10 protein-coding genes and 1 tRNA gene are annotated in these 12,602 nt (G+C 31.4%); all 11 read left to right on the top strand.

Features of this window, described 5'->3' with window-relative positions; all coding sequences use genetic code 11:
* Nucleotides 1-215 precede the first annotated feature (215 nt).
* The 11 genes from HW275_RS00760 to HW275_RS00710 all read left to right on the top strand — a co-directional run bounded on the left by HW275_RS00760 (nucleotide 216) and on the right by HW275_RS00710 (nucleotide 12,353).
* On the top strand, nucleotides 216-1,493 hold the full coding sequence (locus HW275_RS00760) for a hypothetical protein (protein WP_178934329.1): 1,278 nt from the start codon (nucleotides 216-218) through the stop codon (nucleotides 1,491-1,493).
* Nucleotides 1,483-2,313 carry a hypothetical protein gene (locus tag HW275_RS00755; protein ID WP_178934328.1) on the top strand — a complete coding sequence of 277 codons (831 nt, stop codon included), beginning with the start codon at nucleotides 1,483-1,485 and terminating at the stop codon, nucleotides 2,311-2,313. The genes HW275_RS00760 and HW275_RS00755 overlap by 11 nt, the downstream gene beginning before the upstream one ends.
* Before the next feature lie 22 nt (nucleotides 2,314-2,335).
* Nucleotides 2,336-2,800 (top strand): hypothetical protein, encoded by a 465-nt coding sequence (locus HW275_RS00750; RefSeq protein ID WP_026746149.1) that lies wholly within the window; start codon nucleotides 2,336-2,338, stop codon nucleotides 2,798-2,800.
* A gap of 116 nt (nucleotides 2,801-2,916) precedes the next feature.
* Nucleotides 2,917-3,144 (top strand): hypothetical protein, encoded by a 228-nt coding sequence (locus tag HW275_RS00745; RefSeq protein ID WP_026747429.1) that lies wholly within the window; start codon nucleotides 2,917-2,919, stop codon nucleotides 3,142-3,144.
* Nucleotides 3,145-3,444 carry a type II toxin-antitoxin system RelE/ParE family toxin gene (locus tag HW275_RS00740; RefSeq protein WP_036094846.1) on the top strand — a complete coding sequence of 100 codons (300 nt, stop codon included), beginning with the start codon at nucleotides 3,145-3,147 and terminating at the stop codon, nucleotides 3,442-3,444.
* Nucleotides 3,445-3,480: 36 nt separating this feature from the next.
* The gene (locus HW275_RS00735; protein ID WP_178934326.1) at nucleotides 3,481-4,251 is read left to right on the top strand and encodes an SDR family NAD(P)-dependent oxidoreductase; all 771 of its coding nucleotides are present in this window, start codon (nucleotides 3,481-3,483) and stop codon (nucleotides 4,249-4,251) included.
* 136 nt (nucleotides 4,252-4,387) lie between these two features.
* Nucleotides 4,388-4,474: transfer RNA gene (locus HW275_RS00730), tRNA-Ser, on the top strand.
* A gap of 114 nt (nucleotides 4,475-4,588) precedes the next feature.
* A complete protein-coding gene (gene rplU / locus HW275_RS00725; protein ID WP_015769371.1) occupies nucleotides 4,589-4,897 on the top strand; it encodes a 50S ribosomal protein L21 in 309 nt (102 codons plus the stop codon).
* A gap of 52 nt (nucleotides 4,898-4,949) precedes the next feature.
* Nucleotides 4,950-5,306 (top strand): ribosomal-processing cysteine protease Prp, encoded by a 357-nt coding sequence (locus HW275_RS00720; protein WP_178934325.1) that lies wholly within the window; start codon nucleotides 4,950-4,952, stop codon nucleotides 5,304-5,306.
* Between the two features lie 56 nt (nucleotides 5,307-5,362).
* Entirely contained in the window at nucleotides 5,363-5,656 is a 294-nt protein-coding gene (gene rpmA / locus HW275_RS00715; protein ID WP_178934324.1) for a 50S ribosomal protein L27, read from the top strand.
* A 337-nt stretch (nucleotides 5,657-5,993) separates the two neighbouring features.
* Nucleotides 5,994-12,353, top strand: coding sequence for an autotransporter-associated N-terminal domain-containing protein (locus tag HW275_RS00710; protein WP_178934323.1), 6,360 nt, complete (start codon nucleotides 5,994-5,996; stop codon nucleotides 12,351-12,353).
* Nucleotides 12,354-12,602: the final 249 nt, after the last annotated feature.

Here is a 12,602-nt window from a genome sequence, read left to right as displayed (position 1 = left end):
TTTCCTCCTGAATAGATTTTAGTAATTTTTGAATTTTTTAGAAGAATTGTATCTTGTTATATTTTTTAAATAATTTTAGCATTTTTTTTACAGTTTTACAACAATGTAAAAGTTTAAAATTATATATTTTCAAAAAATTAAAAATTCAATAAAAATATTTGAAAAAATTTTAATTATATGGTAAAATTAAAATATAGTTAAATATTGGAGGGGTTATGAATAGAGAGAATGAAATTTTTGAGAAGGAAATGCTTGGGAAAAGTCTGAGAGAGATGTTTTTTGAGATGAATGCGGAGATGCAGGAGAGGTTTCAGGAAATTAAAAATAAGTTTCTGGAAGCAAAAATTAATGAAAGTTCAGGAGATGAAGATATTTTTGTTGAAACGGTGCTGGTGAAAAAAGAAGATGTGTTTAAAATGGATGGGGCATTTTTTCCTGTGATTGACAGAAGGGATATTCCTGATGAAAATTATGAGGATATTTATTTGGAAAATGTTTATTTGAATTTGAGCTTGCGTAAGATTGATGAGGTTTTGGAAAGGGAGTTTTTGGGATGGATTGATGTTGACGGGGATAATTATGAGATCAAGGTGAGGCTTGTAAAAGATGAGAGGTATTTTGATGAAATAAAGAAACTGCATAGTTCTTTTGAGCTTAACGGGAAAAGCTGGAAAACTGTTAATATGGCACATTTTATGAGGTGTTACAAAATTAAATTGACTGAGCATGATTTTGACATTTCTCAGAATATTTTGGAAAAAATTCAAAATGGAGAATATGAGTTTACTTATGATTTTGAAGAAATTCAGGATAAAGTTCTAAGAGGAAGGAAATTACTTTGGAATATTGAAAAGAAGAAGATTATAAGCACTATCTTTGTACGTCCGACAAAAATTGACTTATCCTTTGAATATACAATAAATTTTGAAGACAATGAGCAGGTTTTGGTATCAAATCATAAGAATGAGGATATTTTATGCTGCTATTACAGCGGGAAAAATAAATTACACATTGTTTCAAAGAAAAATACAGGCGATGTTTGGGATGTATTTTCAATAAAATCAATCGAAAAATGTAGAAAAATGCTTGAAATTTATGAGAAAAATGGTGAAAATCAAGAAAATTATTTTCATTTTACAAATTTTAGAAATAATAGCTTTATTGATAAAATTCGAAAGAAAAATAAAAATACTAGAAGCCGTGCATTTTTAGAAAAATATTTTTTGGAATATGAATTTACAAAAGATAAAATTTTGTTAAAAGATATTAATTTTAAAGAAAATATTGAAAAAAATCTGGATACTTATGACTGCAACGAAAGCTTGAAAAATGAATTTCAAAAGGGATATTCTAATAAAAAGCCAAAACTGAATTTTCTTCTGGAAATAAAGGATTTTGATGATTATTCGGAAGATAAAGTAAGTTTTTTAATTTCAGAAATTCAGAATGATTATAACGAATTTGAATGCAGGGGGTACCTGTATGGCGAATAAAAATAAAAAAGGCTACAAATATATATGGGCAGTTCCTCTGAATATGCAATTTGAACTGGAAAATAGTGTTTCAGCATATATTGAGGTAAATGCAGATTTTTTGAATAATGAAATTGTGAAAAAGAAGGCTATAAAAGTAAATCCGTATGTGAGATTTAATAAAATTTTTACCAGTTTTGTAAATTATTATGATAGTTTTTTCGAGTTTGAAAATAAACTGGAGAAAGATAGTAAAATTAAAAATCTGACAATGGAGAATGTACCTAAAAAAGAGTCTAAAATAAATGGTTTTAGACGTAGGAACAACATAGTTAAAGAAGAAAAGGGAAATATATCTATTTTAAGAAATTTTAAGAAAAATATTGAAAATAATGTGATAAATTATTTACGGGAACTTGATTTTGTGAGTGGGACGACAGTGATTGACGTTATTTGTGAAAAAATTTCGGAGGATATAAAAAATGGAGTTTTAGGAATAGATTTAAAAAAGTATTTTTTATTTTTGAGCAGGGAAGAGCAGGAATATGTAGCGCTTTTAATTTATAATGAAAAAATAAATAATGTAAATTGCATGAAAAATTTTAAATTGGGAATAAAGTATTTTTTTATTGATTCACTTATTTATAGACAAAAATCAGAAAAAAATAAAATAATAGTTTATATAAATAAATCAAAAAATAAAGTAAATGTTGCAAAAATAAAGACTTTGGAATTACTATTTTTAGAGTTTGAAATGAAATTAAAGGTATTTTGGGAAAATCATTTTGGAGTTGTAAATGTTGGTGAAACAGTAAAAATCGATGAAATAGCAGTTTTTTAGAAAAAATGAAGGGGTGAAATAAATGAAATATAGATTGAAAATTACAGATGAGGAAAATAAAAAGGAAATAAATGTAAGTGAAGACGAGATTATGGAAGTGAAATATAAAATTGGGCTTGCAGAAGATACAAATTTGGCAAATAGCAGAAGCACAGTGGAAATGGAAATAATCGGAAAAATTATTTCAAACTTGGAAAATACAGGAAATAATTTGGAAAATGAGAGCATAAATGATGATTTGTATGAAAAAAATAAAAAGAATATAATAGATTTAGTGGAATGGGCTGAATCCTATCTCGAAAAAAGTGATTACAGAAATTTGGAAATGTTTGTTGATTTGGGTTCAAATAAAAAAATGGATTTGAAATTTACAAATATGTTTGTGTATAATTTTTCGCAGGAAATGAGCATTGAGAAAGGGATAGGGATTTTTAAACTGAAGTTGAGACAAAAATTTCATCAGAAAAATAAATTGGACATAAAATAACACTTAAATTAAAATTTTGTGGTATAATAAAAATGTGGATATTTTAAATAAACTTAAAAATTATTTGAATTTGAATTCTAAAAAAATTACAAAATCTATTTTAGGAGGAAAGTACGATGATTATAGATGTTGAATTAAATGAAAGAAAACAAAAACAGTTAAAGGAAGTTTTAGAATACGATAACAACTTTATCAATGACTTAATATCAAAAGAATTAGATAAAATGGAAGAAAATGAACAAATTTCCAAATCAGAAGTAAAAAGAATACTGAAATTATCAGAAAAGGCAAAAAAATTCCCGATGACGTCTCTTGAAGATTTTGGAAAAGAGATGGGATTTTAAGTGAAATATAAAGTATTGTTATCCAAATATGCAGCAAAAAAATTACAAAAGATGGATAAAAATACAAGTAGAAAAATTTATGATTTTTTGAAAAAAATAAATAATTCTGAAAATCCAAGAATCAAAGGGGAGGCTTTGAGCCATAATTTAAAAGGATATTGGAAGTATAAACCATTAAAAAATTACAGGATAATAGTTGAAATACAAGATGATAAATTAATAGTTTTAGCTGTTGAAATAGAGCATAGAAGTAAAGTATATTTGATTTTAAATAAATTAAAAAAATCATTTTTAAAATAAATAATGATAAATTCAAATATTAGGGAGTGAATTTTTATGAATAGAAATATTTTTATTACTGGAGCTACAAGTGGAATTGGGAAGGAAACAGCTTATGCTTTTGCGAAAAATGGGGATAATGTGATTTTGTGTGCTAGAAATGCGGATAAATTGAAGGAGATAAAAGCGGATATTGATAGAAAATATGGGACTAATGCGTATATTTTTGTGCTTGATGTTACAAAGTATAATGATGTTGTGAAATTTAGCAAGAAAATACTGGATGATGTGAAAAAGGTGGATATTCTTGTAAATAATGCAGGGCTTGCCTTGGGGTTGGATAAATTTCAGGATTATGATATTATGGATATTGAACGAATGATAGACACTAATATAAAGGGGCTTTTGTATGTTACAAGACAGATTTTGCCAAGCATGGTTGCAAATGATGAGGGGCACATTATAAATATTGGCTCAACTGCTGGAATTTATGCTTATGCAGGGGCTGCCGTGTACTGTGCGACTAAATCGGCTGTAAAGGTTTTGAGTGATGGAATCAGAATTGATACAATTGATAAAAATATTAAAGTAACCACTGTTCAGCCTGGAATTGTAGAAACAAATTTTAGCAACGTAAGATTTCATGGGAATATGGAGCAGGCTAAAAAAGTTTACGAAGGAATTGAGGCATTAAAGCCGGAAGATATTGCAAATACAATAGTTTATATTGCAAACCAGCCAAAACACGTACAAATTTCGGATATTACAATAATGGCGACAAATCAGGCGACTGGATTTAATATTTATAGAAAAAAACAAAATAAATAATGCTGTGTGATAATGAATTTATTAGCAAATATTGGCATCTATACGCCTATACAAAAATGTAAAAAATACGCTAAACAAATTCATTGACTTTTATAAATAAGTTTAGTATAATAGTTTGTAATTATTTTTTGGAAGTGGAAGTATCGCCTAATGGTATGGCAGCAGCTTGGAAAGCTGTGGGCGGTTAAACGTCTTGTGGGTTCGAGTCCCTCTACTTCCGCCATTTATAAAAATAATTTGACAAATTAGTGAAAATATAGTAAACTAATTAAGATATACGCATAAAATTGGTGGCTAATACCAATGATAGCGATAAATTATTTGGAGGTGAACATAAATGTTTGCAGTAATTAAAACAGGTGGAAAACAGTACAAAGTAGAAGTTGGAACTGTATTAAAAGTTGAAAAATTAGCAGCTGATGTTGATTCAGACATCGAAATTAACGAAGTTCTATTAGTTGGAGAGGGAGAAAACGTAACAGTTGGAACTCCAGTTGTAGAAGGAGCCAAAGTTGTGGCTACAGTCAAATCACATGGAAAAGGTGACAAAAAAATCAACTTTAAATATAACAAAAAAACTTACTACAGAAAAAAAGGGCACAGACAATCTTTTACAGCAATTGAAATTAAATCAATTAATGCTTAGTTGTATTTTGTTAAGATATGATTTTTAGATTGTGAAAGATGTTGTGATTTGAATGATAAATATAAAAATTCAAAGACAAAAAGATAAAATAATCTATTTTGAAATAGAAGGGCATGCAGATTTTTCAGAATATGGAGAAGATGTAATTTGTGCAGCCGTTTCATCAGCAGGGCAAATCACGGTAAACGGACTTATTGAAACTTTGGAACTTAAGAAAAAATTGAAGTTTACTGAGGAAGATGGCTATATTGTCTGTGATTTGAAAAATTCTGGATTGACTGATGATGAACTGGAAAAGGCGGATATTTTGGTTGAATCAATGTATTCATATTTGAAGGAAGTTGCAAAAAGTTATAGTGATTTTGTAAAACTTAAAGAAATAAAAAATAAATTTAAGTTTACAAACTAAGATTTGAAAAAAATCCAAGAAATAAAATATGAAAAAGAAATCGAGGAGGTTGGAAAATGTTATTAAAATTAAACTTACAGTTATTTGCCTCAAAAAAAGGGCAAGGATCAACTAGAAATGGTAGAGATTCTAACCCTAAATATTTAGGAATAAAAAAATATGATGGGGAAGCTGTAAAAGCTGGAAACATCATTGTAAGACAAAGAGGAAGTAAATTTCACGCAGGAACTAATGCTAAATTAGGAAAAGATTATACTTTATTCGCATTAACTGATGGATATGTAAAATTTGAAAAATTTGGAAATGGTAAAAAAAGAGTAAGTATTTATCCTGAAAGAGTGGAAGCTTAATAACAAACTTATATAATATATTTTTGAAATACTGTCTTAGAAATAGGATGGTATTTTTTTTTGATAACATAAGTTTATTAAATATAAATTTAAAAAAGATTATTTTTCTAAAAACTACTTGATGTTTTTTTTTTAAGTGATATAATTAGAGTTAGAATAGTTTTTTAAAAAAATAATATTTAATTTTAATATGTAAAAAAGTCTATATCACTAAAATCACTATTAAATCAGCTTTTTATATGTATTATAAATTATTTGTTATTTAAAAAATTTCAATTGATAATTTATAAACTTAAATTTTAAATTATCAAAATTAAAAATGAAAAGGAGAGTATCAATGTCAAAAACTTTATTACAGTTAAAAAAAGACTTAAAAGCCTTTGCCAAAAGATGTAAAGACTTTAAGTACACAGATTCTGCATTGCTTGTTTTTTTATTGAGTGGATTATTAATTTCTTTTGGCAGTTTATCTGCAGCAGAAACAAGAAAAGATTCTACAATTAACAATCAGATGCACCAAATTAGCACCTCAATAAATCAGATACGAACAGATTTTAAACGTGCAAGAGCAGAAAACAATAAATTAGTCAAAGGAACAAACCTCGAACTGATTCAATTAATGGAGCAGGGAGATCACGTAGTTAAATCGCCTTGGAGCAGCTGGCAATACGGGATAAACTATTTTTATAATGACTGGCATGGACATTATAGAGGCAGAGGGGACAAGATAGACAGCTTTGTTTACAAAAGGGATGACTCAATCGTAAACAGAAGCGTTTACCCAGGAAGAATTGAAACAAAATACGGAGCAACAACATTAGGACTGATAAGAGAGCCAAATGCCGCAATGGATGTATCAGCAGCACTGACACCAAAGAGCGTAGATAAAGTGGCACCAGCATTTACAGTACAGGGAGCAGGAGGAGGCTTTCCAAATTTTGCAACAAGAGTAGTAAAGGCGCCAGAAGCACCAAGTGCTCCAACAAGTCCAACGATAAGTGTAAGTCCGGCACCGAGTATAGTTTTTATAGGAGAAGGATTTGGACAAGGTACAAGTATAGGTCAAAACTCATTCCAAGGAGTTTATGCACAAAATTTTACAAGTTATACTGGAAATAATGCCATTGTTGAACTTTCAAATACAAAAGGATCAATTAGTTCAGGAAGTATGAGTTTAACAGGTGGAACAGACACTGTTTACAATAATAGCAATGATGTAGTTCAATCAGGAGGATTCAATGCTTTTATAAGTCATGTACAAGATAATGATGTAAATGTAAATGGAAATTATGATGTAACTTCAACAGCAAGTCATAATTTGCTTTTTATAAGTCTAAATCCATATGAATATGGAAGAAATACCAACACGGATCATAAATTTTCATTTAATGGACATGCAGTTTTGCATAATAATGGTTCAAGTACATTAGTAGGATTTGAGCATCAGTTACTTGCTAATGGTCCAGGAGGAAGAGAAAATTTTACAAATGTATTGAATGGTAGTGTAACATCAATAGCTGAAAATAAAGGAGTTATTGAGTTAAACAGTGGTAAAAAAATGATTGGTATGATGATTGATACAGAATACAGTAAAGGAGATGAAGCAAGAGATGGATTTATAAAGACTCCTCAAACAAATAATGAAAATATAATTAAAATTTCTGCAGGAGCTAGTGAAAGTGTCGGAATAGATTATGGTTTTTATTATTCAGCTTCTCCAAATAGTTCTGTAAAAATTGGGAATATTATAATTGATGGTAAAAAAAGTTATGGTTATAGACAAAGTGATTATACTAATTACAGTAATTCGCATGGTTCAAACAATGCATATTATGATAATATGAATACAGTTAGTGGTTCAAATGGGAGTATTACTATAAATGGTGAAGAGAATGTTGGAATGGCTATTTTTCAAGGAAAGTCTACAGGAGATCCTATCAGTAATTTTCAAAATATAAATATTACAGTAAATGGAACTAAAAATGTAGGATTTTTACGAGATATTCCTGCTACTGCGAATGATGCTAATAAAATTGTCTTAGATTCTACAAAACTTGGAAATATTATGTTTGGAAATAGTGCAACTTATGACAATGCTTTAATTAGAAGTGCAGCTGGTAAAGTAGAACTGGCTAAGGCAATTTCAGTATCAACACCAACTGGTGCACTTAGAAACTCCGTGTTACAGGCTGTAAAAGATGGTAAAGTTTCAACAACCACAAGTGGTAAAATAACAGTTACTTCTGGAGATACTGTTTATGGTGTAACAGCAGGATTTGATGGTGTTACTGGAACTGCTGAATTGGAAACAGCAGGAGATATTGATATGACTGCTAAAAATAGTATTGGAATAGCAGTAGATAATAATAGAAAAGGAACTAATACTGCAAGCAAGGTTACTATGACAGGGAAAAACAACACTGCTATTTACAATTCAGGAACATTTAGCCAAGAAGGAAATATCACTGTCGACGGAGAAAAATCTAACGGAATTTTTAACAAAGGAACATTTACATTGACTAATAATACTGTAATAACTGCTAAAAATGGTGCAAATGGAATTTATAACACAGCTGGAGGAACTTTTGTAAATCCAGACAAATTGACAGTTAATGTGGTTGATAGCACGAAAAAAGGAGTTGGAGTTTATTCAGATGCGACGAATGTTAACCTTGATGGAATTAAAGTTGATGTAAATGGAGGAGCTTCGGCAATTGTAGCAAAAACTGGAACAATAAGTGTAAAAAATAACTCAAAGGTTTCATATAATGGTGAAGGGTATGCACTTTATACGCTAAATAATGGTAAAATTGATATGACAGGATCAGAATTAACACTTGATGGACAGGCGGTTGGATTCGTCGTTGACGGAGGAAGTGGAAGTTATTCATCAGGAGTAACGTTTGGTACAGGTTCAACAGTAAAAATTCTTTCAAATGATGTAATTCTTATGGGTGTAACTCATCCGACTACATTAAATTTAAGCACTTTTGACAGTACGTTGTTATCTGCTGCAGGAGGATTGACAAATACTATGATTAATGCAACTGCTGCGCCAAATTATAAATTAGCGGTAATTGAAGGGTTGAACGGTGGAAAATCATTTATTCTGGATAATGATCCTTTAAGTTCAGATGGAAGTTTTAATAAGAGTCTAGCTGTAAGCACGCCAACATCACAAAGCTATAAATTTTCAAGAAACTTGCTAATTCAAAGAAGTATATTGGATGTAAATGCTGATGTTAAAGCAGTGTTAAGTTCAGCAGATGCCAATACAATTAAAAATGTTGCTTCGGGCGCACCGGTTATCGGACTTGACATTAGTTCAAGCACTGGGGCTGCAAGTAATGCGGAAACAGGAATTAATGTAAACGGTAAAACTGTAACGGTTGACAGAACGGATGCAGGCGACGGCGCAATTGGATTGTATGCAAATTTTGGTAAGATTAATATAAACAGCGGAACTTTGAATGTTGAAACAGACACTGCTAACACTGTGAATGATCAGGCTGTGGGAGTTTATGCTGTAAATGGTTCAGAAGTTAATAATAACAGCGGAAATATAAATGTAGGCGGAAATAACTCAATTGGTATTTTGGGACTTGCATACAGGGAAGACGCTGCTGGAAATCCAGTATTAAATGAATTTGGAGGAGTGGCTGGCCAAGGAAAAGCAACTATAAATAATGATGGAAATATAACATTGGACGGTACTGGCGCTAAAGGTGTATTTGTAAAAAATAATAACAGTGCTTCAAGCGTTGCAGACAGTGTTGCTACAAATAAAGCTAACGGCGTAATTACAATGTCTGGAGCTGGAGCGGTTGGAATGTATGCTGATAAAGCCACATTAAATAACTATGGAACTATCGATCTAAAAACAGGAAGCAATGCAAAAATTGGAATGTATGGAATCAATAATTCAGACATGACAAACTGGGCAACTGGAAATATTATTGTAGGGGATTCTGTACTTTCATCTGCTTCGGATGTTCCAAATATCGGTATGTATACGGCTGACAGCGTAACGTTGAATAACTATGGTACATTGGATATAAAGGATAGTTCTTATGGAATGTACGGAGAAAATATACATGCTTATGGAACTTCTAAGATTAAAGTTGCTCAAAATGGAGTTGGAATATTCTCGAAAGGGACAGCGGGGACAGGAACTGTAACATTGGATTCGGGTTCTGAAATTACAACAAGTGCCAGCGTGAAAGGTAAGGAAGCGGTTGGAGTATTTACAGCGGGAACTAATTCTGTAAATATAAACGATAACGGTTCAAAAATGGATCTTAAGGACTGGACATTTGGATACGTAATAAAAGCTCCTGGAACATTGACTACAAATGCAAGTTCAAATGTAACTATGGATAATGAAACTGTTTATGCTTATTCTGATAATAATTCTTCAGTTATTAAAAACTATACTCCAATAAAAGCGACAGGTAACAGAAACTACGGAATCTACTCTTCCGGAACAGTCGATAACTATGGAAATATGGACTTGAAATCTGGAAATGGAAACGGTAATATAGGTATATATTCTACAGCTGGAACAGCAACAAACTGGGCAACAATTGATGTAGGTAAAACTGATAAGAGTACAAAATCATACGGAATAGGAATGGCAACAGGTTATTATGATGGAACTTCATCAAGAAATCAAGGAACTATTATAAATAAAGGCACAATTAATGTAACAGAAGAAAATAGTATAGGAATGTATGCAGTTGGAAGAGGTTCTAAAGCAATTAATGCCGCTGGAGGAATAATTAACCTTAGCGGTAAAAATACAATTGGTATGTACATCGATCAGGAAGCGGAAGGTGAAAACTATGGTACTATTACAGGTAACGGAGATAATTTGAAAGGTGTTGTAGTGGCAAATCAAGGTAAATTCAAAAACTACGGTACAATTCAAATTACTGGAAATAAAGGTATAGGAATTTATACTGATAAAGGTGTAGTGTCTGCTGACGGTATAGATGGGCCTGGAGCCGTAAATACAGGATCTTTTAAAAATGTATATGAATCACAGCCAACTGACGAAAAAGTCGAAGGAAGCGTAACAATAAAAGTTCCGCCAAAGGCAACTCCAGTAACAGTTACAATAAATGGAGTGCAAGTTCCAATAACAGGCGTTGACACAAATGTTGCCTCGCCTTCAGCAACCGAAGTAACAGTTACATCTCCTTCAGGAGTTACAGTATTAGATCTTGCAAAATCAGGTCTTATGAATTTCTCTTCAGGATCTAAAGCAACAAGTGTGGGAATGTATGTTGATACATCTGGAATAAAATATACAAATCCTATTCAAGGATTAAGTAATTTAGCAGGACTTACAGATATTAACCTGTATTTTGGAACGGAAGCTGCAAGATATACAAATGCTAGAGCGATAGAACTGGGAGATAATATAATAAAACCATATAACGATGCACTTGCAAGCTTAGTTACAACTGGAACAGTGTTAAATACTAATTCAAGCAGCCTTACATGGTTAGCGATACCAACAAAATCAGCGGCTACAGGATTGTATGACAAAGTATATTTGGTTAAAATTCCATATACAGACTTTGTAAGTGAAAAAGATCCTAATACTTACAATTTCTTAAATGGACTGGAACAAAGATACGGCGTTGAAGGACTTGGTACGAGAGAAAAGGAACTGTTTAATAAATTAAATGATCTTGGAAAAGGTGAACAGCATATCTTTACACAGGCTGTAGATGAAATGAAAGGACATCAATATGCAAATGTTCAACAAAGAATCAACGCCACTGGAAATACTTTGGATAATGAATTTGGATATTTAAGAAATGAATGGAGAAATCCGACTAAGCAAAACAACAAAATTAAAGTATTTGGAGCAAGAGATGAATATAATACCGATACAGCGGGAATTATCGATTATAAGAGTAATGCGTATGGTGTAGCCTATGTTCATGAAGATGAAAAAATTAAGATGGGTAACTCAAGCGGATGGTACGCAGGAGCTGTAACAAATAGATTCAGATTTAAAGACTTAGGAAAATCAAGAGAAGATCAGACAATGATTAAACTCGGAATATTCAAGACAATGTCACCAAAAGCTGATCACAACGGAGCATTGCAATGGACAATTGCTGGAGATGTCTTTACTGGAGTTAATAGCATGAAGCGTAAATTCTGGATAGTGGATGATGTGTTTGAAGCGAAATCTACTTACCATTCTTATGGTGCCGCTCTTAAAAATGAGTTAGGGTATGACGTAAGACTGAGTGAAAGAACACATTTACGTCCATTTGGAGCATTGAAGATGGAATACGGAAGATTTAGCAGCGTAAAAGAAGACAGCGGACAGATGAGGCTGGAAGTAAAAGGAAACGACTACTTCTCAGTTAAGCCGGAAGTCGGAATGGAATTTAAGTATGTTCAGCCATTAGCAGTACGAACAAATTTGACAGTAGGATTATCAGCAGCTTACGAAAACGAAATTGGAAAACTTCAAAAAGGAAACAGAGCAAAAGTAAGATATACAACAGCCGACTGGTATAACTTGGAAAAAGAAAAGGAAGACAGACGAGGAAACGGCAAGTTTGACTTGAACATTGGAGTTGACAACACAAGATTCGGAGTGACAGTAAATGCTGGGTACGACACTAAGGGTAACAATGTTAGAGGTGGAATAGGATTCAGAGCTATTTACTAACATTTAGAAATACTTAAATCTGAGAAGTTAATCAGATATGCCTAATACTATTTTCCATTAAAATAATGGATTTAGTATAACCTAGATAACAATTATTGGTTTTAATTTATTTGAAAAAAGATTAAAAAAAAGCGGAAGAAAATCTATTTTGGATTAACTTCCGTTTTTTGTTAAATAAATCTTTAATTAAACATCTTTTTTAATATGCTTTTCAGCAATCGCTATAACCTTGTGACTCCAGCAATTCCT

The sequence above is a fragment of the Leptotrichia sp. oral taxon 223 genome, from assembly GCF_013394795.1.
GTDB lineage: Bacteria > Fusobacteriota > Fusobacteriia > Fusobacteriales > Leptotrichiaceae > Leptotrichia.
This window is presented reverse-complemented; position numbering and strand designations above follow the sequence as displayed.